The organism is Microlunatus spumicola, from assembly GCF_039536445.1.
In the GTDB taxonomy this organism is placed as follows: Bacteria; Actinomycetota; Actinomycetes; order Propionibacteriales; family Propionibacteriaceae; genus Microlunatus; species Microlunatus spumicola.
Genome location: NZ_BAAAYR010000007.1, coordinates 86,243 through 107,618, shown reverse-complemented (window position 1 = coordinate 107,618; position 21,376 = coordinate 86,243). Strand labels below are relative to the sequence as shown.

Here is a 21,376-nt window from a genome sequence, read left to right as displayed (position 1 = left end):
TGGTCAAGGCACTTTACCAAAGGGGGACGACGTGACCGACGTCGGCGTGACGGACCCCGTGCGGCTCGACGACGCGGCCCTCGCCAGCCTGCTGGGTGCCGACCGGGTCGTGGAGAGGCGCACCGAGGAGGTCGCCTACGACCTCGAGACGATCACGACCCAGGCGCGGTGGTGGGTGTCCGGCCGGGTCGAGCGTGACGGGGTGACCGAGGACTTCCGGGTGGTCGCCAAGGTCCTGCGTTCCGCGGACCGCTCGCCGGTGTGGGCCTTCGTCCCGCCCGAGGGCCACGCCGACCTGCTGGAGATGCTCGACTGGCGCGTGGAGCCCCGGGTCTACGCCTCCGACCTGGCCGCCCACCTGCCCCCGGACCTCGCGATGCCGCGCTGCCTCGGCGTCACCCCGCTGGACGAGGGCTCGGCGGTCGTCTGGCTGGAGGCGGTCACCGGCGTCCTGGCGACCTGGACCGACGACGACCTCGCCCGGTCGGCACGGGCGCTGGGCCGGCTGGCGGGCTCGTCGGCGGTGGCCGCCGTCGCCGACCGGGTCGGGCACCCGTACGGGCCGGTGATGGCCCGGCGCTACTGGCAGGGACGGCTGTCGATGCAGTTCGGCACCGCCTACCGCGACGCGGCGCTCTGGCACCACCCGGTGCTCGCCGCGGAGGTCGACGACGCCGCCCGCCGCCGGCTCCTGGGCCTGCTCGACGCGGCCCCCGGGCTGGTCGCGGAGATCGAGGCGCTGCCGCTGCTCAGCGCCCACGGCGACGCCTGCCCGAACAACCTGCTCCTCACCCCGGCGTCCGTCGTGGCCATCGACTGGGCGTTCTTCGCACGGCTGCCGCTGGGCTTCGACCTCACACAGCTGGTGGTCAGCGAGATCGAGCTGGGCCGCACGCCCGCCGCGACCCTCGCCCGCCGGCAGGCCGTGGCGCTGCCGGCGTACGCCGACGGGCTCGCGGCGGAAGGGCTGACGGTGGACGCCGACGCGCTCCTGCGCGCCCACCGCGTCCTGGCCGCGCTGACCGCCGGGGTCGCGGCCGTGCCCCTCGAGCGGCTGGACGAGGACCCGCGCACCCTCGCCCCCGTCGTGCGCGAGCGCCTCGTCCTGCTCGACGGGCTCCTCACGCCGCTCGGACTCTGAGCCCGGAAGCCCGACCGCTCAGCCGCGGACCGACACCTCGAGGTCCAGGCGCCCGTGGGCGTGCGCGACGACCTCGGCCAGCGCGTCGTCCACACCCACGTCACGGCGCTCGCCGCTACGGCGGTCCCGGACCTCGACCAGGCCGTCGGCGAAGCCGCGACCCACCACGACGATCGTCGGCATGCCGAGGATCTCCGCGTCCGCGAACTTCACGCCCGGGCTGGCCTTGCGGTCGTCCAGGAGGACGGTGACGCCGGCCTCGTCGAGCGAGGTCGCCAGCTCCGTCGCCCAGGCCAGGGCCGCCGCGTCCTTGCCCGCGACGACGACGTGCACCTTGTAGGGCGCGAGCTCGCGCGGCCAGGCCAGGCCCTTCTCGTCGCAGGTGTTGTCGGCGACGGCGGCCACCGCACGGGAGACGCCGAGTCCGTAGGAGCCCATGGTCACCGTGACGAGCTTGCCGTTCTGGTCGAGCACCCGCAGCCCGAGCGCCTCCGCGTAGCGGGTGCCGAGCTGGAAGATGTGGCCCATCTCGATGCCGCGCGCAAGCTCCAGCGGACCGGAACCGTCCGGAGCCGGGTCGCCCTCGCGCAGCTCGGCCGCCTCGAGGTAGCCGTCCGGGGTGAAGTCGCGCCCCGCGACGAGGTCGAAGACGTGCTGACCGTTGACGTTGGCGCCGGTGATCCAGCGCGTGCCCTCGCCCACGCGCGGGTCGACGAGGTAGCGGATGCCGCTGCCCGACTCCTCACCGAGGACCTGCGGGCCGATGTAGCCCTTGACCAGCATCGGGTAGTCGTCGAAGGCGTCGAAGACCTCGACCTCGGCCGGCTCGAGCTGCGCCTGCACGCGCTTGAGGTCGACCTCGCGGTCGCCGGGGAGCCCGAGCACCAGCGGGGCGCTCTTGCCACCCGGCTCGGAGACCATCAGCACGACGTTCTTGAGCGTGTCGGCGCCGGTCCAGGGGCGGTCGTCGCGCGGGAAACGCTCGTTGGCCAGGGCGACCAGGCTCGCGATCGTCGGGGTGTCGGGGGTGTCCTCGACGTGCGCGGCCGGGACGTCGTCGTAGGGCACCGGGTCTGGCGTCGGCGTCCGGACGGCCTCGACGTTCGCCGCGTAGCCGCCCGGCGAGCGGACGAAGGTGTCCTCCCCGGTCTCGGACAGCGCGAGGAACTCCTCGCTCGCCGAGCCGCCCATCGCGCCGGACATGGCGGAGACGATCACGTACTCGAAGCCGAGCCGGTCGAAGATCTTGATGTACGCCGCCCGGTGGAGCGCGTACTGCTCCCGGAACGAGTCGACGTCGATGTCGAAGGTGTAGGAGTCCTTCATGATGAACTCGCGCCCGCGCAGGATCCCCGCGCGGGGACGCGGCTCGTCGCGGTACTTCGTCTGGATCTGGTAGATCGTCAGCGGCAGGTCCTTGTACGAGGAGTACAGGTCCTTCACCGCGAGGGCGAACATCTCCTCGTGCGTCGGCCCGAGCAGGTAGTCGGCGCCCTTGCGGTCCTTGAGCCGGAAGATGTTGGGCCCGTAGTCGGTCCAGCGCCCGGTCGCGTCGTACGGCTCGCGCGGCAGCAGCGCGGGGAACCGGACCTCCTGGCCGCCGATGGCGTCCATCTCCTCGCGGACGATGCGCTCGACGTTCTGCAGGACCTTCAGCCCGAGCGGGAGCCACGAGTAGATCCCGGGGGCCGCGCGCCGGATGTAGCCGGCGCGGACGAGCCACGCGTGGCTCGGCACCTCGGCGTCGGCGGGGTCCTCCCGCAGGGTGCGGACGAACAGCTGGGACATCCTGGCGATCACCGGTTCACCCTAGGCGACGGAGCGCCCACCCCTCGCCCCGGTTTCGGGCCGGCGCCGGGCTGCGGGAGGCCCGGGGCCGGGCGCTACGGTCGGCCCTGAGCCCGGCGCCGGAGCCGGAGGAGGAAGGCGGTCCCCGTGGCCCTGCAGGAGATCACGTTCACCTCGGCGAACGGCCGGGACACCGTCCAGGGCTGGCTCTACGAGCCCGTCGGCACCCCGACCGCGGTCGTCCAGCTCGTGCACGGCCTGGGCGAGCACTCCCGGCGCTACCTCCACCTGGTCTCGACGCTGCTCGACGCCGGGTTCGTCGTCGTGGCCGGCGACCACGCCGGGCACGGCCGGACCGCGACGGGCTCCGGGGTGTGGGCCGACGCCGGGGACGACGCGGCCCGCGTGGTCGTCGACGACGCCCTGCGGCTGCGTACCGAGGCGCTGGGGCGGCTCGGTCAGCGGTCCGCGACGGCCGGGCTGCCCTGGGTGGTCTACGGCCACAGCTGGGGGTCGATGATCGCGCGGGCGATGGTGCCCGAGGTGTCGTCGGACCTGGCCGGGCTGGTGCTCGGCGGGGTCGCCGCGCAGATGCGGGGCATCGAGCGCGTGGTCGACCGGCCGGCGCTCGCCGCGCTCGCGGCCGGGGACCGGGCCGCCGAACCCGCGCCGGACCACCTGGTCGGGCAGCTGTTCGACGGGTTCCTCGAGCGGTTCGGGCCCGACGCCGGTCCCACCGCCTGGGTCGCGCTCGACGCCGACGTCGTGGCCGACCACGGGCGCGACCCCTTCAACAACTTCGGCGCCCCGCTGAGCGCCCGCTTCCTGCAGGGGTTCGTCGACCTCTACGACCAGGTCAACGGCGACGCCTGGTACCCGACCGTCCCGAGCGCGCTCCCCGTGCTCGTGCTGGCCGGCGACCAGGACCCCGTCGCGAACTACGGCGAGGGCGCCTACCACGTCGCCAACCGGCTGGTGGCGTCCGGGCACCCGGACGTCCGGACCCGCGTGTTCCCCGGGGTGCGGCACGAGGTGCACAACGAGCCCACCACCCGGGCGGAGGCGGAGCGCGAGATCACCACGTTCGTGACCCGCGTCTCCGCCTCCGCCGGGTAGGGGCGAGCCCCTACTTCTTCGGGAGCAGCCTCGGCTCGGCGAGCCGCGCGAGCTGCAGCGCCTGCCGACCGAACCAGGCCCCCGCGGCCGGGTCCGTCCGGCCGCCCCACTCCGGGTCGGTGGTGCTGCCCGTGATCCCGCGGTTGCACTGGCCGTCGGACTGCCCCGGCGTCTTGATCCACAGGTAGGCGTCGAGCTGCGGGTAGGCCTTGGCGGGGTGGGCCTTCGGTCGCTCCCCCAGCCCGCGCCCCGGCGGGTTGCACCAGACCTGCGGGTCGCCCGCGTACGTGCCGGCGGCCGGGAGCCAGGGGCCCTGCCCGTTCCGGCTGGTGTCGAGGACGAAATGGGCCTTCGGCATCACCCCGGCCGTCGCCAGCTGCGCGGCGTAGCGCGCGTCGACCTCGGCCGTGCTCGCGGTCGGGTCGGACGCCGTCCGGCTCCAGGACTTCTGCGGGTCGAGCGCGACGGCCGTCCCGCCGGCCGGACCGGCGTTGTTCTGGTCGGCGCAGTCGGTCGGCGTGGTCGTGGCCGCGTCGGGGTGCAGCGCCAGGCAGCTGGAGATCCACGTGCCGTACGCGGAGAGGTTCGGGGTCCACTGGTAGTTCGAGACGTTCAGCGAGAAGCCCTGGTCCTTGTCGACCCCGGCGGCCCGGAGGCGGGCCGTCGCGTCCCCGACGCTCTTCCAGCCGCTGTGGCCCGAGTCGAGGTAGACGAGCGCCTTCTCGTTAGCCTTGCGGATCACCTTGCCGGCGTACGCGATGTCGGCGATCCGGCCCGCGGTGAGCGTGCCGGGCGCGGGGTGCGGGAAGGTCCCGACGTCCTGGCCGGGGTAGGCCCCCGGGCAGTCGGCCGGCAGGTTCGTGAGGCCGTCGGGCTCCACGACCACGACGACCCGCTGGTTCTTCCTCAGACCGCGGGCGAACCCGTCGACCCAGTCCCGGTACGCGGCGTCGGAGCCGGCGCCGCCGGAGGAGTACTGCGAGCAGTCCCGGCCGGGGACGTTGTAGACGACCAGGGTCGGGACGGCCTTCTTGTCCGCGGCGCGGTCGGTGGTCTTCCGCACCGCCTTGCGGACCTGCTTCGGGGTGCCGCTGGTGAACCACACCGCCTGCGGCGTGGTGGTCTCGGCCTTGACCAGCCGAGCCGCGCGGTCGCGGCCGGCGTCGTCCAGCCGGTCGATCTGCTCCTTCGCGCCGTCCGGCGCCGGCGGGACGTAGAAGTAGGTGCGGCCCGGCAGGGGCTTGGCGACGACCGCTTCGGCGGAGGTCGTGGCCAGGGGGGCGGCGGCCAGCAGGGCGGCGCCGGCGAGGGCGGCAGCGCTGCGGCGCAGCACTCGGTTCGTCATCGTGCTCCCGGGGGTGAGGGACAGGGCCGCACCGTGCGGCCCGTCGGCCGACGCCTCCCCTCACGGGTCCGGCAGCGTCGCCGATCGTCGGGTCGACGTTAACCGTGCGGGAACGTTCCCAAACATGCGGGGGCTATGTTGATCGGTCAACTGGACGCGTCACTGAGCAGACCGGGACCGTCGTGCGCGCGGGCAGGACACCGACCCGTCCCGGGCCCTTCGGCGGGCTCAGGGGGCGTTCCTCGGTTGCGCGAGAACGCTCCCGGAGCCTGTCGAAGGGCCTCGAAGAGGTCAGCGCCTCTCGACCCGCCCGCGAGGCCACGACCACCAGCCGTGCCGGAACCCTCGGCGAGCTCGAGGGGCGTTCCCCGGGTTGCCCGAGAACGCACCCCGAGCCTGTCGAAGGACCTCGAGGAGGTCAGTGCCCTCAGTCGGTGCCCGACTCCAGCGCGGCGCGGTCCAGGGTCTCGGGCTCGCCGGTGCTGCCGCTCTCGAGCTCGCGGTTGCTGGCGTACGCGGTGAGGTTGTCCGTGACGTCGCCGAGGTCGAGGTGGAGGGTGATGTCGGAGCGCAGGTGGTCCTCGGCGACGAGCTGGCCGCGGCTCGCGTAGCCCTGGAGGCGGGTGCGCGTGTCGGCGATGTCGAGGTTGCGCATCGTCAGCTGTCCGATCCGGTCCGTCGGGCCGAAGGCGGCGTTCGCGTTCCGCTCCATCGACAGCCGCTCCGGCTGGTAGGACAGGCCCGGGCCCGTCGTGTCGAGGATCGTGTAGTCGTTGCCGCGGCGCAGCCGCAGCGTGACCGTGCCGGTGACCGGGGAGGCGATCCAGCGCTGCAGGCCCTCGCGGATCATCAGCGCCTGCGGGTCGAACCACCGGCCCTCGTAGAGGAACCGCCCGAGCTTGCGGCCCTGGCTGAAGTACGCGTCGAGCGTGTCCTCGTTGTGGATCGCCGACAGCAGCCGCTCGTAGCCGAGGACCAGCAGCGCCATGCCGGGCGCCTCGTACACGCCGCGGCTCTTGGCCTCGATGATGCGGTTCTCGATCTGGTCGGACATGCCGAGCCCGTGGCGGCCGCCGACCGTGTTCGCGGCGATGACGAGGTCGACGTCGGAGGCGAAGGTCTCCCCGTTGATCGCGACCGGCTGGCCGCCCTCGAACGTGAGCGTCACGTCCTCGGTCTCGATCTCCACGGACGGGTCCCAGAACCGCACGCCCATGATCGGGTCGACGATCTCCATCGAGGTGTCGAGCTGCTCGAGCTGCTTGGCCTCGTGGGTGGCGCCCCAGATGTTGGCGTCGGTCGAGTAGGCCTTCTCGGTGGGGTCGCGGTAGGGCAGGTCGTGGGAGATGAGCCACTCCGACATCTCCTTGCGCCCGCCGAGCTCGGTGACGAAGCGCTCGTCCAGCCACGGCTTGTAGATGCGCAGCCCCGGGTTGGCCAGCAGGCCGTAGCGGTAGAACCGCTCGATGTCGTTGCCCTTGAAGGTCGAGCCGTCGCCCCAGATGGACACGCCGTCCTCGTGCATGGCCCGCACCAGGAGGGTTCCGGTGACGGCCCGGCCGAGCGGGGTGGTGTTGAAGTACGTCTGCGCGCCCGAGCGGATGTGGAACGCGCCGCAGGTCATGGCGGCCAGGCCCTCGTTCACCAGGGCCGCGCGGCAGTCGACCAGTCGGGCCTCCTCCGCGCCGTAGACCTTGGCGCGACCGGGGACGCCGACCAGGTCGTCCTCGTCGTACTGGCCGAGGTCGGCGGTGTAGGTGAAGGGGACGGCGCCCGCGTCGCGCATCCACGCCACGGCGCAGGAGGTGTCGAGGCCGCCGGAGAAGGCGATCCCGACCCGTTGACCGACGGGCAGGCTGGTGAGGACCTTGGACATCCCCCCACGCTATCGGCCCGACGCGGTCCGACCGCGAGACGACCACGTCGCCAGGGCCCGGCGACGAGGCGGCCTAGTAGTGGATCGTCGCGAACTCGCCGACCTGGGTGAAGCCGACCCGGTCGTACGTCGCCCGCGCGGCGTGGTTGTAGTCGTTGACGTAGAGCGACACCGTCGGCACGACGGTCCGGGCGAGCGTGACCACGGCGGCCATCGCGGCCGGGGCCAGCCCGCGGCCGCGCAGCGCGGGGTCCAGCCAGACGCCCTGCACCTGGCAGACCGAGCCCGAGACGGAGCCGAGGTCGGCCTTGAAGAGCACCCGCCCGTCGTCGCCGAACATCGCGAACGCGCGCCCGCTGCTGATGAGCTGGCGGACGTAGAACCGGTAGCCGGCCGAGTTGCCGGAGACGGGCGAGACGCCGATCTCCTCGGTGTACATCTTGATCGCGGCGTCGGTGTAGGCGTCCCAGTGCTCCAGGGTCACCCGGCGCACGCGCGGGTCGGGGGCGACCAGCGGCTCGCCGACGATCGTCATGACCGGCTGGTGCGGACGCACGTCGCGGACCTCCGACCAGCTCGGTCCCCAGCGGTCGCCCAGCATCTTCCAGAACCGCGTCGCCGTCTCCGCCGGACCGATGATCGAGGCGCACATCCGCTGCCGCCCGGCGTACTCGGTCCACGCGGCCAGCGCCTCGTCGTCGGCGTTCACCGGGACGAGGTTGGAGCCGGCGTGGCACAGCGCGGCCAGCGCACCGTCGCGCTCGTAGCCCCAGACCTGGCAGCCCAGCGTCGCCGGGTCCAGCCCGGCCGCCCGTACGCGGGCCGCGACGAAGACGTTCTCGACGGGGCGGGCCGAGAGCACCCGCACCGCGTCGGGCACGTCCTCGCGCCCGAGCACCCGCACCGAGCCGCGGTCGCGCACGCCGTTCCCCTCCCGGGTCCGGGTCGAGGTCACCGCGTGCTCACGTCCTCAGACCCGGGCCGGCGCGCTGCCCGCGACCAGGACCTCGGGGCTGCCCGACTCGCTCGGCGGCATCTCGTCCGCCAGGCGCATGGCCTCCTCGATGAGGGTCTCGACGATGTCGGCCTCCGGCACCGTCTTGATCACCTCGCCGCGCACGAAGATCTGGCCCTTGCCGTTGCCCGACGCGACGCCCAGGTCGGCCTCGCGGGCCTCGCCGGGACCGTTCACGACGCAGCCCATGACCGCGACGCGCAGCGGGACCGTCATGCCCTCGAGGCCGGCGGTCACGGCGTCGGCGAGCTTGTAGACGTCGACCTGCGCACGCCCGCAGGACGGGCAGGAGACGATCTCGAGCTTGCGGGGGCGCAGGTTCAGCGACTGCAGGATCTGCAGCCCGACCTTGACCTCCTCGACCGGCGGCGCGGACAGGGAGACGCGGATCGTGTCCCCGATCCCCCGGCTGAGCAGCGAGCCGAAGGCCACGGCCGACTTGATCGTGCCCTGGAACGCGGGACCCGCCTCGGTCACGCCGAGGTGCAGCGGGTAGTCGCAGGACTCGCTCAGCAGCTCGTACGCGCGGACCATGATCACCGGGTCGTTGTGCTTGACGCTGATCTTGAACTCGCGGAAGTCGTGCTCCTCGAAGAGGCTCGCCTCCCACAGCGCCGACTCGACGAGCGCCTCGGGCGTCGCCTTGCCGTACTTGGCCAGCAGCCGCTTGTCGAGCGAACCGGCGTTCACGCCGATCCGGATCGAGGTGCCGTGGTCCTTCGCGGCCCTCGCGATCTCCTTGACCTGGTCGTCGAAGGCGCGGATGTTGCCCGGGTTGACCCGGACGGCCGCGCAGCCCGCCTCGATGGCGGCGAAGACGTACTTCGGCTGGAAGTGGATGTCGGCGATGACCGGGATCTGCGACTTGTGCGCGATCGCGGGCAGCGCGTCGGCGTCGTCCTGGCTGGGCACGGCGACGCGCACGATGTCGCAGCCCGTCGCGGTCAGCTCGGCGATCTGCTGAAGGGTGGCGTTGATGTTCGAGGTCAGGGTCGTGGTCATGGACTGCACGCTGACGGGGGCGTCCCCGCCGACGTCGACCTTGCCGACCTTGATCTTGCGCGTCTTGCGCCGCGGAGCGAGGGTGGGCGGCGGCAGGGCCGGCAGCCCGAGATTGATAGTCATGGCGCTTTCAGCGTAGCCGCGGCACCGCCGGCCGGAGCCGCCGGACGCTGTGGGCGGCCAGCCGGATGCGCTGCCCCCCGTACGGCACCCCGCCCCGGGCGCGGTGCAGGAGCGCGAGCCAGATGCAGACGGCCCGTTCACCGAGCCACAGCGGGGCCCACAGGGCGGCGTCGCGGGGGTAGACTTCGGCGCCCCCGGCCCGGCGCCGGCCGACCTCCGCGAGCCCGACGGACGCCGCCGCGAGCAGGGCGAGACTGCACCGGGCCGAGCGCCGCGTGGCCGGCCGCCGGGCGAGGGCGGCGAGCGCCAGCACGGCGGGAGCGAGGGCCGCCTCGGTCGCCAGCCGGGCCGGCTGGGCCAGGTCGTCGTACGCCTGCCGCACGCGCTGGCCGAGGAAGTGGTCGGTCGTCGGCGGCAGCCGCGGGACGTAGAGGTCGGGCACGACCCGCTCCCGGCCGCCCGCCGCACGCAGCGTGCGCGACAGCTCCAGGTTCTCGAACAGCACGTCCCCGTCGTAGCCGCCGGCCGCCAGGAAGGCGCTGCGGCGCACGCCGTACGTGCCGGGGTAGTCCGCGCCCACCGCCCGGTTCAGCAGCGAGCGGGCGGTGTCCCAGCGCGCGTGCCACGGCAGCTCGACGAAGACGTTCTGGGGCCGCACGAGGGCGACGCCCTCCATCAGCCCGACGAGCCGCTCCAGGCCCGCCCGCTCCCAGCGGACGTCGTCGTCGGCGATGACGACCAGCTCCTCGCGAGCGAGCGCCAGCCCCGTCACCACCCCGGCGACCTTGCCGTTGCGACCCGGCCACGGCTGCGGGACGACGTGGCGGGCGTACGGAGTGAACAGCGTGTGGTGCCGCTCCCAGACGTCGGGCGCGCTGCCGTCCACCACCGTCACGGGCAGCCAGGCCGACAGCCGCTCCAGGTAGGAGGCGAGCTCGACGGCGTCCCGGGGGTCGACGTCACGTCCCCACCTCAGCGGGAGCACGTACTCCAGCGGCAGGGTCTCGCCGCGGCGCGAGGGCGCCGGAGCGTCGGCAGCGACGTCGCTGGCGGTGGCGGTGGGAGCGGCCGGCATGGCCCGCCCCTACCCAGGGCGGAGGCCGCTAGAACAGCCGGATCGGGTCGATCACGTCGAACCGTGGCGACATCGGCCGGTCGGTGCCGTGGCCACGCGCCCGAGGAGCGCGAGGCCACGGCACGACCGGGCTGGGTTCAGGAGACCGCGGTGCCCTTGCCCGGGCCGTCAGCCCAGACGTTGCCAGCGACGGCGTAGGACTGGAGCGTGTCCGTGAGGGGACCGAACGCGCCGCCCTTCGAGAAGTAGCGCGTCGAGAACTGGTTGTTCTTGACGGTCACGCCGGTCGCAGGTCCGTCACCGCCGTTGCCCTCCTCGGAGCCGGCGTACAGGGTCCAGGCGCCACCGGCCAGGAGGTTCCGCTCGATGACGAGGTCGCTGATCGCACCGAAGTCGGCCTTCACGAGGATGCCCGAGGTCGCCGACTTCAGCCCGATGAGGATCGAGTTGTGCTGGATCTTGATGTGCTTGCCCGCGAGGACCTGGATGCCGTCGTTGTGCGAGTCGCTCGTCCCGACGAGGTCGTGGATGTAGGAGTCCTGGATGACGACGTTGCTGCCGACCTTGAAGCCGTCGATCGTCCCGTGCACGTCACAGCGGAGGCAGGTGTAGCCCGCGCCGTTGACCGCGGAGTCTCCGCTGCCGTTGCCCTGGCCGTCGATCTCGACGTCGACGAGCTGAAGACCCGTGCTCCCGTTCTCGGAGAGGACGTTGAAGAAGCAGCCCTTCGACTGGATCAGGCTGTTGCGGATCGTCACGTCGTCGGCCTTCACGACGATGCACGAGGTGATGCGCTTCCCGTCGATCACGGTGCCGGGAGTCGTGATGGTCGCGGGCCCCGAGTACGCCGTGAGGGTGGTCCCGGACGGTACGCCCGTCGACCCCGCCGTCGGCATGTCACCGGAACCGGTCGGCCCCGGAGAGGTCGTGGACGGCGGGCTGGTGGGGGTCGGTGTGGCCGAGGGCTTCGGCTCGCTCGACGGGACGGGCGGGTTCGGCGCGGGCGGGTTGCCGACAGGTGCGAGAGCGGCGACCCGGGCGTCGAGCATGTCGAAGCGGCAGGCTGAGTACTTCAGAAGATCCGCCTGGCTCGGGCTCTTGGTGCTCTTCACGACCTTCCGGCACGTGGTGTCGTTCGGCGTGGCAGCCCCCGCGGCGAGGCTCCCGCCGAGCAGAGCGGCCAGGACGAGGAAGACGAAGATGGTGAGCGATCGACGCACGGCGAGGTTCCTTCGAGTCGGAGAGCCTCTCGGCTCAGATGAGTCCCCCGACCTGTCCCCGCACGTTCATCGCTCGAGCGCGGCCTCCATTACGGCGAGCGCACGAATAGCCTCGCGTCGATGATGCTTCCCTGGGCCCTCTCGGCCCCGATGCGCGTCATCAGGGGCGGAAGGTTCCCGGTCCGGACGACTCAGAAGAGCCGGATCGGGTCGATCACGTCGGCGAGGATCAGCACCGCGCCGGCGACGGCGATGAGCGAGCCGACGACGTACGCGACCGGGAGCATCCGGGCCGTGTCGACGAAGCCCGGGTCCGGGCGGTTGCGCAGGGCGGCGAGGCGGCGGCGCACCGCCTCGTAGATCGCCCCGGCGATGTGGCCGCCGTCGAGCGGCAGCAGCGGCACGAAGTTGAAGAGCGCGACGAAGAGGTTCACGGAGCCGAGCACCGAGAAGAGTGCCGCGGCCTTGTCGGCGCTGCCGATCTGATGGGTCGAGGCGATCTCCCCCGCGGCGCGGCTCGCGCCGAGGATGCTCATCGGGCCGTACAGGTCGCGCGGCTTGCCCGTCACGAGGTTGTACGCCGTGTAGAAGACCTTCGCGGGGAAGTGCACGAGCGCCACCGCGGTCTGCTCGGTCATCGTCCACATGTCCTGCACGACCGCGACCGGTCCGCCGCGCACCCGCTCGACCGTCGGCACGACGCCGAGGAAGCCGGCGGCCACGCGCTTCGAGGGGTCGAGCGCGTCGGGCACGCCCTGGACGACGGTGCTCACGGTCGGCAGCTCGACCCGCTGGCCGTCGCGGACCACGGTCAGCTGCGCGGGGCGGTCGAGGTTGCCGCGGATCAGCGTGGAGACGTCGCCCCACGAGTCGACGGCCCGCCCGTTGAACCCCACGACCCGGTCTCCCGGACGGAGGCCCATCTGGGCGGCCGGAGTCGGCGCCTTGCCGTTGCAGCTCGTGTCCGTCGCGTCGCCGGGGACGATGCAGGGCTGGACCTCGGCCACGGTCAGCTGCGGTCGCGAGACCCCGTACGTCGCCGTCACGCCGAGCAGCAGGCCGAAGGCGAGCAGGATGTTCATGGTCGGCCCGCCGGCCATGATGATCATCTTCTGCCAGGAGCGCTTCTGGTAGAACAACCGGCCCTCGTCGGCCGGGGTGATGTCCTCCCACTCGACCGCGCGCGCCTGGTCGGCCATGGTCTGGAACAGCCCGGTCCGCGTCGAGCGGACCTGGCCCGGGTGCTCCTTCGTCGGGGGGTACATGCCGACGAAGCGGACGTAGCCGCCGAGCGGGATGGCCTTGACGCCGTACTCGGTCTCGCCGCGGCGCGTCGACCAGAGCGTCTTGCCGAAGCCGACGAAGTACTGCGTCGTCTTGACGCCGAAGATCTTGCCCGGCACGAGGTGGCCGATCTCGTGCAGCCCGATCGAGGCCATCACGAGGGCGAAGAAGACGACCGCTCCGACGACGTAGACGAGGATGTCCATCAGACGCGTGCGACCTCTTCCCTGCCGGATCCACCGCCGAGACCCTGCGCCACGAGTTGCGTGGCGCGCGCCCGGGCCCAGGCGTCCGCCGCCAGCACCGTCTCGAGCGTGAGGTCGGCGCCCGCGACCAGCGACGAGCCTACGTCGCCGTCGGTCCGCCCGCCCGGCTTCGCGACGTGCTCCTCCAGCACCCGCCCGACCACGTCGACGATGCCGAGGAACGGCAGCCGGAGCTCGTGGAAGGCGTCGACGCAGACCTCGTTCGCCGCGTTGTAGACCGCGGGCGCGCTGCCGCCGTGCCGGCCCGCCGTACGGGCCAGGTCGACCGCCGGGAACGCCTCGTCGTCGAGCGGCTCGAACGTCCACTCCTGCGCCCGGGTCCAGTCGCAGGCCGCGGCCGCGCCGGGCACCCGGTCGGGCCAGCCCAGCGCCAGCGCGATCGGCAGCCGCATGTCCGGCGGGGAGCACTGCGCGAGCGTCGACCCGTCCACGAACTGCACCATCGAGTGCACGAGCGACTGCGGGTGCACGACGACGTCGATCCGGTCGAGCGGGACGCCGTAGAGCAGGTGCGCCTCGAGCAGCTCCAGTCCCTTGTTGACCAGGGTGGCCGAGTTCGTGGTGATGACGCGGCCCATGTCCCAGGTCGGGTGGGCGAGCGCCTGCGCCGGCGTCACGTCCGCCAGCTGCTCCCGCGTGCGCCCGCGGAACGGTCCCCCGCTCGCCGTCAGCACGAGACGGTCGACCTCGCTGGCCCGGCCGCCGCGCAGGCACTGGGCGATGGCCGAGTGCTCCGAGTCGACCGCGACGATCTGGCCGGGAGCGGCCGCCGCGAGCACGAGCGGTCCTCCGACGACCAGGGACTCCTTGTTCGCCAGCGCGAGGGTGGTGCCGGCCTTCAGCGCCGCGAGCGTGGGCCCCAGCGCCGTCGAGCCCGTGATGCCGTTGAGGACGACGTCGCACGGGTACGCGGCCAGCTCGGTCGCGGCGTCCGGCCCCGCGATGATCCGCGGCAGCCGGGCGTCCCCCGTCGACCACCCGAGGCGCTGCGCCTCCGCGTAGAAGGCCAGCTGGAGGTCCTGCACGGTGGTGGCGCGGGCGACGGCCACCACCTGCGCCCCCGTCTCGAGGGCCTGGCGGGCCAGCAGGGCGACCGACGCTCCGCCGGCCGCGAGCCCGACCACCCGGAACTCCTCCGGCCGGCGGGCCATCACCTCCAGCGCCTGGGTCCCGATCGACCCGGTGCTGCCCAGGACCACGACGTCACGCACGGGTTCAGTGTGGCAGGGGTGCCGAGGTGACGCTCCCGGACGACTTCGTCGAAGTGGCAGCCGGGACTCCAGGGGGTCACTACGTTTTGCATCTCACGCGATCGAAGATCTTCTTGGGGGACCCATGGCTCGACGACACCTCGCTGCGACGGCTGCGCTGGCGGCAGCAGGACTGCTCGCCGGCTGCGCGGGCAGCGGACCGCAGGTCGTCCCGCTGCCCGACATCACGACGGCGCCGCCCGCCGAGCAGGCGCCCTCGACGGCGCCGAGCGACACGCCGAGCGTCCAGACGACGGACGAGCTGGCCAACGGCACCGCCCGACACGTGGTCCGCTCCGGCGGGCTCACCATCGCCGTCGACTACTCGGTGGCCGTGCCGACGCGCTGGACCTCTGACGGCGGGACGCCCGTCCAGGTGGAGGTCAGCGTGCGTGACCGGTCACGCAAGATCTACCTGACGAGGACGACGATGCGCTTCGTCGTGAACGACGGCAGCTCGTCGCTGCCCGGACCGGACCCGATCGTCGACACGACGAACCTGACACCCGGGTACCTCGTGACGACGCCCTACACCTACGTGCAGTCCTTCTCGGTCCCGCCGGTGGACCGCACCGCCCGAGCCATGACGCTGAACGTCAAGCTGGAGCTGGTGTCGCTCGTGGACAAGAAGGCCAAGGACTACAGCAAGCAGACCGTCACCGACTCGCTCAGCACGGTGGTGAGCTCCTGACCTCGATGTCCGGCGCGAGGTCGGGCTGGGTCAATTAGCACCACGTTAAGGCAACAGTCAGGTAATTCTTGTAATCGTCACACCGCTCCCGGGACAGCAAATACGCTCGCGGAGGCCGTGCCCGATGCGCCGGAGGAGTCCGTCCTCTGACGCCCGTCTCGACGAGACGCGTGCGTGGCCTCCTTGCCGGGGGGCAGGGATCACCTTCGCGGGGGGCGAAGGTGGAGCTGGGGGGCAGCATGTCGACGATCGGTCTTCTTCCGCAGACTTCGACCGGGTCGGGAGCCAAGGGCTTCTGGCGATTTCCCGTGCTGGCCGTGACGGCTGTCCTCGCCCTGGTCGCTTCCGTCCTCGTGGTACCCGTGCAGACGGCCCAGGCCGCCTGCACCGGTAACGCGGTCGTGTGCGAGAACCAGCTTCCGGGAGTCGCCGGTGCGGAGTGGAACATCTTCGGCGCCGGCGACGACACGATCCAGGGGTTCGCCACCGCGACGAGCGTCAACGTCGGCTCGGCGATCAGCTTCAAGATCAAGACCGACGCCCCTGCGTACTCCATCAAGATCTACCGGCTCGGCTGGTACCAGGGCTCCGGTGCGCGGGAGATCGCCACCATCGCCCCCTCGGCTCCCCTTCCCCAGGTGCAGCCCCCCTGTGCGACCGACGCGAGCACCGAGCTCACCGACTGCGGCACGTGGGGGGTGTCGGCCTCGTGGAACGTCCCGGCGACCGCCGTCTCCGGCGTCTACATCGCCCGTCTGATCCGCACCGACACCGGCGGCGACTCCCACATCCCGTTCGTGGTCCGCAAGGACGGCAACGCCTCCGCTGCCCTCTTCCAGACTTCGGACTCGACGTGGCAGGCCTACAACACCTACGGCGGGTCCGACTTCTACGAGGGCAAGGCGAACGGCCGGGCGTACAAGGTCAGCTACAACCGGCCCTACCTCACGCGGGGCACGTCGTACGGGCGTGACTTCCTGTTCTCGAACGAGTACCCGATGCTCCGCTTCCTCGAGCAGAACGGTGTCGACGTCTCCTACGTCTCAGGTCTGGACGTCGCCACCGATCCCGCGCTGGTCAAGAAGCACAAGGTGTTCCTCTCGGTCGGCCATGACGAGTACTGGAGCGCCAACCAGCGCAAGAACGTCACCGATGCGCGTGACGCCGGGGTGAACCTCGCCTTCTTCGGCGGTAACGACGTGTACTGGAAGACCCGGCTCGAGCCGTCGCAGGACGGCACGAACACCCCCAACCGCACCATCGTCGACTACAAGAACACCTGGGCCAACGCTGCGATCGACCCCGTCGAGCCGACCGCCACTTGGCGCGACCCCCGGTTCGGCGACCTCGGCTACGGGTTCGGCCCGGAGAACGCCCTGATCGGCACCCAGTTCCAGGCGAACTCCGACGACCTGGCCATGCAGGTGAGCTCTTCCGAGGGCAAGCTGCGGGTCTGGCGTGGCACGTCGCTGGCCACGATGGCCGACGGCGCGAAGGCGACGCTGAGCGACCACACGGTCGGCTACGAGTCGAACGAGGACGTGGACAACGGATACCGCCCAGCTGGGTTGATCGACATGTCCACCACGGTCGGGCCGACGCCCGAGTACCTGCAGGACTTCGGCAACCAGGTAAGCCCCGGGACCACGACGCACCACATCACCCTGTACCGGGCCAGCAGCGGGGCGCTCGTCTTCTCCGCCGGCACGATCCAGTGGTCGTGGGGGCTCGACCCGATGCACGACGGGGCCGACACGCCCGCCGATCCTCGGATGCAGCAGGCGACCATCAACATCCTCACGGACATGGCGGCCCCGGCCACCACGCTCGCCCCCGGGCTGAGCCCCGTCACGGCATCCACCGACACCGTCGCACCCTCCGTGACGGTGACGACACCGACCGCAGGCCAGTCTCTGACGCAGGGATCGCTGCTGACGGTCTCCGGAACCGCCACCGACGCGGGTGGCCGGGTCGCCGGCGTGGAGGTCTCCGTGGACGGCGGCGCCACCTTCCACCCGGCCGACGGCACCACGAGCTGGACCTACTCAGGGATCCTGACCGGCAACGGACCGTCGGCGGTCCAGGTCCGCGCCAGCGACGACTCCGCGCGGACGTCGGCCCCGGTCAGCGTGGCCGTCACCTCCACCTGCCCCTGCACGGTCTTCGGCGTCGCCACACCGAGGACCGTCGACGCGGCCGACGGCACGGCGGTGACGCTCGGCACCAAGTTCACGTCCTCCCGTGACGGGTACATCAGCGGGATCCGCTTCTACAAGGCAGCCGCGAACACGGGCGTGCACACCGGCACGTTGTACTCCTCGTCCGGAACCGCTCTCGCCACCGGCACCTTCAGCAACGAGAGCGCGACGGGCTGGCAGACCCTGCAGTTCGCACGCGCGGTGGCCATCAACGCGGGCACGACCTACGTCGCGGCCTACTACGCACCGAGCGGCCACTACTCGGCCGACTCCTACTACTTCGGCAAGCCGTACAACGCGGGCGTGCTTACCGCAGCGGGCGGGAACGGGGTGACGAACGGCGTCTACGCCGAGCGTTCCGCCTTCCCGAACAACAGCATCCGGCAGACGAACTACTACGTCGACGCCGTGTTCTCACCGGACGACACGATCCCGGCGAGCGTCACGACGCTGAGCCCGAAGGCCGGCGCGAGCTCTGTCGCGACCACCGCCACCGCGGCCGCCACGTTCTCGAAGGCCGTCGACCCGGCCTCGATCTCGATGCAGGTCATGGACTCCTCCCAGAACGTCATCCCGGGCACGGTGAGCTGGGACGCCACGAGCAGGACGGCGACGTTCAACCCGCTGCAGGGCCTGGCGAACAGCACCACCTACACGGTCACGGTCAACGCCGCCACCCTCGCAGCACCGGTCCAGTGGAACTTCACGACGGTCGACCCGGACGCGACACCGAACCAGTGCCCGTGCACGCTCTTCGACGACTCCGACCAGCCCGCCTCGGGACCCGCCGACGACTCCGGGGGCGTCAAGCTCGGCGTCGCCTTCCAGCCGTCGCAGGACGGTCAGGTGACGGGTGTCCGGTTCTGGAAGAGGCCTGAGGACGGGGCTCCGCACACCGTGAACCTCTGGGCGGGCAACAACAAGGTCGCGGAGGCCACCACCGCCGACGAGTCGACCTCGGGCTGGCAGGAGGCGACGTTCGCCTCGCCGCAGAAGGTCACCAAGGGCACGTCCTACGTCGTCTCCTACACCTCGTCGACGGGCAAGTACGGCTACACCTCGAACGGGCTCTCGGACCCGATCACCCGCGGCCCTCTCTCGACGCCGTCCGGCGCCGGGCGCTACACGTACTCGGCGGGCGACGCCCCGACGAACACGTCCAACGCGAACTACTTCGTCGACCCGGTCTTCACCCCGAGCGCGACGGCCCGGCCGTCGGTCACGTCGACCTCGCCCGGCGACGGTGCTCGCTCGGTCCCGGTGGACGACCACCTGCAGGTGCGGTTCAGCACGGCCATCCAGCCAGGGTCGGCGACCATCAAGGTCGTCCGTACATCCGACGGCGAGGCCGTTCCGGGGACGGCAGGAACCGAGTCCCAGGGGACGACCGCGACCTTCGTGCCGTCGGCCAACCTGGCTCCGGGCACGAAGTACACGATGACGGTGAGCGACGCCATCGCCACCGACGGCCCCAAGATGTCGGGCTCGGTCAGCGTGAGCTTCACGACCTCGGGCGCCGCGGCGTGCCCGTGCTCCCTGATGGAGACCACCACGCGACCGGTCCAGTCCGACGGTGGCGACGGCGACCCGGTGACGTTGGGCATGAAGTTCACGCCGACGACCAGCGGTTTCGTCAAGGGTCTGCGCTACTGGCGCGACGCCAGCAACACCGGTACCCACACCGGCACCCTCTACTCCGCCTCCGGGCAGAAGCTCGCCACCCTCACCTTCGACGACTCGGGAACCGGCTGGCAGACGGCGGACTTCAGTGCGAACGTCCCGGTGACGGCGGGCACGACCTACGTGGCGGCCTACTTCGCACCGAAGGGTCACTACGCCGCCGACCTGAACTACTTCGCGAACCCGGTGGTGAACACACCGCTCGCCAGCGTCGACCCGGGCAGCGTGTACGTCTACGGCGACGGCTTCCCCGACCACTCGTACGCCAACTCGAACTACTACGTCGATGTCGTCTTCGACACCAACGACGACGCGCCGCTCCAGGTGTCGTCGACGACCCCGGCCAGCGCGGCCACCGGGGTCGCCACCACGACGGTGGTGTCAGCCAGCTTCAGCCGTGACATCGACCCGGCGTCGCTGCAGCTCACGGTGAGCGATGCGACCGGCAACCTGGTGGGCGGCCAGCTCGCGTACGACGCAGCCTCCAGGACGGGGGAGTTCACCACCGCGGCGCCGTTGGCCGGGGCGACGACCTACACAGCGACGGCCAGCGCGGCCAGCGCGGCCGGGGTGGCCATGTCGGCCCCGAAGACCTGGACCTTCACGACGGCCGACACGCAGGCGCCGACCGTCACGACGGTGAGTCCGGCGGACGCGGCCGCCGGGGTCTCCACGTCGGCCAAGGTGGTCGCCAGCTTCGCGTCGCCGATCGACCCGACCTCCGCCCTCTTCACCGTGGCCGCCTCGGGCACGGGAGCTGTCGTCTCCGGCTCGACCGCCTACGACACGGCAACGAGGACCGCGACCTTCACCCCGGCGAGCGCGCTCGCCGACGACACCGGCTACACGGCCTCGGTGTCGGCCCGCAACACGTCCGGCATCAGCATGCCGGCACCGAAGACCTGGACCTTCTCCACGGCCGACACCCAGCCGCCCAGCGTCTCGACGACGAGCCCCGCCCCGGCCGCGACCGGTGTCAGCCGCACCACGAAGGTCACCGCCACCTTCACGCGGGCAGTCGACGCGACCACGGTGGTGGCGACGCTCAAGAACACGAGCACCTCGGCCGCCGTGGCGGGCACGACGGCGTACGACCCCGCCTCGAAGACCGTCACCTTCACCCCGTCGGCGGCCTTGACCGATCTCACCGGCTACACCGCCTCGGTCACCGCGAAGAACGTGTCGGGCGTCGCCATGGCGGCACCCCAGACCTGGTCCTTCACGACTGCCGACTCGGTGGCTCCCACCGTGTCGGCCGTCAGCCCGGCCTCCGGCGCGAACGGCGTGAACGCTGCCACCAAGGTGACCGCGACCTTCGCCCGGGCGGTCGACCCGACCTCCGTGGCCCTGTCGTTGAGGACGAGCGGCGGCACCGCGGTGGCGGGCACGGTGGCGTACGACGCGACCAGCCGGACGGCCACGTTCACCCCGGGAGCTGCCCTGGGCAGCTTCGGCACCTACACGGCGACGGCATCGGCCAAGAACCCGTCGGGGCTGCCGATGAGCAGCCCGCGGACCTGGTCCTTCACCACGGCAGACACGGACGCCCCGAGCGTGACGACGAAGACGCCCGAGGCCGGTGGGACAGACGTCGCGGCGGGCTCGAACGTCACCGCCACCTTCGCCCGGGCGGTCTCCACGACCGGCCTGACGTTGACGCTCAGGAACGCCGCAGGAACGGTTGCGGGGTCGACCAGCTACAACGCCACCACGCGTACGGTGACCTTCAACCCGACGGCAGACCTCACGAGCTCGACCGCTTACACCGTCTCGGTGAGCGCCAGCAGCACGACCGGGGTCGCGATGGCCTCACCGACGACCTGGTCCTTCACCACGGCGGCCCAGGCCTACAGCCTGTACGCCACCACCCGTACGCCGTCGACGTCGGCGGTCAGCACGACCTCGCCGACGACGGTCGGGGTGCAGTTCCGGTCCTCGCGGGCCGGGTCGGTCACCTCGATCCGCTACTACGCCGCGTCGACGAACACGGGTAGCACGGTCAAGCTCTGGGCGCCGGACGGCACCCAGCTCGCGACGGCCACCACCACGCAGACCGGGACGGGGTGGCGCACCGCCACCTTCACGACCCCGGTCGCCATCACGGCCGGCACGACGTACACGGCCTCCTACTACGCACCCGTCGGCCGGTGGGCGACCACCGGCCTCAGCTACCTGGGCGCGTACACGGCGGGTCCGCTGACGGTGCCGGCGCTCGGCGGCGTCTCGGGCGCGGGCAACGTGCGCCCGACCACGCCGAGCAGCACCAACTACTGGGTCGACGTCGTCGTCTCCGTCTGAACCACGCT

At 71.9% G+C, this 21,376-nt stretch carries 13 protein-coding genes; 4 read left to right on the top strand and 9 right to left on the bottom strand.

Annotation, left to right across the window (positions count from 1 at the left end; all coding sequences use genetic code 11):
* Positions 1-31: 31 nt before the first annotated feature.
* Positions 32-1,141, top strand: a complete 1,110-nt coding sequence (locus tag ABD665_RS20550; RefSeq protein ID WP_204913042.1) for a hypothetical protein — start codon at positions 32-34, stop codon at positions 1,139-1,141.
* Between the two features lie 18 nt (positions 1,142-1,159).
* Here the strand turns inward: ABD665_RS20550 and ABD665_RS20545 are convergent, their stop codons facing one another.
* Complete coding sequence (locus ABD665_RS20545) at positions 1,160-2,929, bottom strand: proline--tRNA ligase (RefSeq protein WP_204914778.1); 1,770 nt, start codon at positions 2,927-2,929, stop codon at positions 1,160-1,162.
* A gap of 147 nt (positions 2,930-3,076) precedes the next feature.
* Between ABD665_RS20545 and ABD665_RS20540 the strand changes: the two genes are divergently transcribed.
* Positions 3,077-4,045, top strand: a complete 969-nt coding sequence (locus ABD665_RS20540) for an alpha/beta fold hydrolase (protein ID WP_204913043.1) — start codon at positions 3,077-3,079, stop codon at positions 4,043-4,045.
* Positions 4,046-4,055: 10 nt separating this feature from the next.
* On the opposite strand, the gene ABD665_RS20535 is transcribed toward ABD665_RS20540, so the two are convergent.
* The 8 genes from ABD665_RS20535 to dxr all read right to left on the bottom strand — a co-directional run bounded on the left by ABD665_RS20535 (position 4,056) and on the right by dxr (position 14,462).
* Positions 4,056-5,390 (bottom strand): glycoside hydrolase family 6 protein, encoded by a 1,335-nt coding sequence (locus ABD665_RS20535; RefSeq protein ID WP_204913044.1) that lies wholly within the window; start codon positions 5,388-5,390, stop codon positions 4,056-4,058.
* Positions 5,391-5,817: 427 nt separating this feature from the next.
* Positions 5,818-7,266: an argininosuccinate synthase gene (gene argG, locus ABD665_RS20530; protein ID WP_204913045.1), complete on the bottom strand. Its 1,449-nt coding sequence runs from the start codon at positions 7,264-7,266 to the stop codon at positions 5,818-5,820.
* Between the two features lie 73 nt (positions 7,267-7,339).
* Positions 7,340-8,188: a GNAT family N-acetyltransferase gene (locus ABD665_RS20525; protein WP_344742963.1), complete on the bottom strand. Its 849-nt coding sequence runs from the start codon at positions 8,186-8,188 to the stop codon at positions 7,340-7,342.
* 48 nt (positions 8,189-8,236) lie between these two features.
* Positions 8,237-9,406: a flavodoxin-dependent (E)-4-hydroxy-3-methylbut-2-enyl-diphosphate synthase gene (gene ispG / locus ABD665_RS20520; protein ID WP_204913047.1), complete on the bottom strand. Its 1,170-nt coding sequence runs from the start codon at positions 9,404-9,406 to the stop codon at positions 8,237-8,239.
* 7 nt (positions 9,407-9,413) lie between these two features.
* Positions 9,414-10,481: a glycosyltransferase gene (locus tag ABD665_RS20515; protein ID WP_204913048.1), complete on the bottom strand. Its 1,068-nt coding sequence runs from the start codon at positions 10,479-10,481 to the stop codon at positions 9,414-9,416.
* Between the two features lie 137 nt (positions 10,482-10,618).
* Positions 10,619-11,701: a right-handed parallel beta-helix repeat-containing protein gene (locus ABD665_RS20510; protein ID WP_204913049.1), complete on the bottom strand. Its 1,083-nt coding sequence runs from the start codon at positions 11,699-11,701 to the stop codon at positions 10,619-10,621.
* 191 nt (positions 11,702-11,892) lie between these two features.
* The gene (locus ABD665_RS20505; protein ID WP_204913050.1) at positions 11,893-13,191 is read right to left on the bottom strand and encodes a site-2 protease family protein; all 1,299 of its coding nucleotides are present in this window, start codon (positions 13,189-13,191) and stop codon (positions 11,893-11,895) included.
* Positions 13,191-14,462 (bottom strand): 1-deoxy-D-xylulose-5-phosphate reductoisomerase, encoded by a 1,272-nt coding sequence (dxr, locus tag ABD665_RS20500; protein ID WP_204913051.1) that lies wholly within the window; start codon positions 14,460-14,462, stop codon positions 13,191-13,193. Before dxr ends, ABD665_RS20505 begins: the two co-directional genes overlap by 1 nt.
* 124 nt (positions 14,463-14,586) lie before the next feature.
* Here dxr and ABD665_RS20495 point away from each other — a divergent pair, with 124 nt between their 5' ends.
* A complete protein-coding gene (locus ABD665_RS20495; RefSeq protein ID WP_204913052.1) occupies positions 14,587-15,192 on the top strand; it encodes a hypothetical protein in 606 nt (201 codons plus the stop codon).
* Positions 15,193-15,509: 317 nt separating this feature from the next.
* Positions 15,510-21,368 carry a DUF4082 domain-containing protein gene (locus ABD665_RS20490; RefSeq protein ID WP_204913053.1) on the top strand — a complete coding sequence of 1,953 codons (5,859 nt, stop codon included), beginning with the start codon at positions 15,510-15,512 and terminating at the stop codon, positions 21,366-21,368.
* The last annotated feature ends 8 nt before the right edge of the window (positions 21,369-21,376 follow it).

Excerpts from the sequence above, each read along its gene's own strand:
- ABD665_RS20545 (WP_204914778.1), bottom strand. The coding sequence starts at position 2,929 with ATGTCCCAGCTGTTCGTCCGCACCCTGCGGGAGGACCCCGCCGACGCC.
- ABD665_RS20535 (WP_204913044.1), bottom strand. The coding sequence starts at position 5,390 with ATGACGAACCGAGTGCTGCGCCGCAGCGCTGCCGCCCTCGCCGGCGCC.
- argG (WP_204913045.1), bottom strand. The coding sequence starts at position 7,266 with ATGTCCAAGGTCCTCACCAGCCTGCCCGTCGGTCAACGGGTCGGGATC.
- ispG (WP_204913047.1), bottom strand. The coding sequence starts at position 9,406 with ATGACTATCAATCTCGGGCTGCCGGCCCTGCCGCCGCCCACCCTCGCT.
- ABD665_RS20515 (WP_204913048.1), bottom strand. The coding sequence starts at position 10,481 with ATGCCGGCCGCTCCCACCGCCACCGCCAGCGACGTCGCTGCCGACGCT.
- ABD665_RS20505 (WP_204913050.1), bottom strand. The coding sequence starts at position 13,191 with ATGGACATCCTCGTCTACGTCGTCGGAGCGGTCGTCTTCTTCGCCCTC.
- ABD665_RS20495 (WP_204913052.1), top strand. The coding sequence starts at position 14,587 with ATGGCTCGACGACACCTCGCTGCGACGGCTGCGCTGGCGGCAGCAGGA.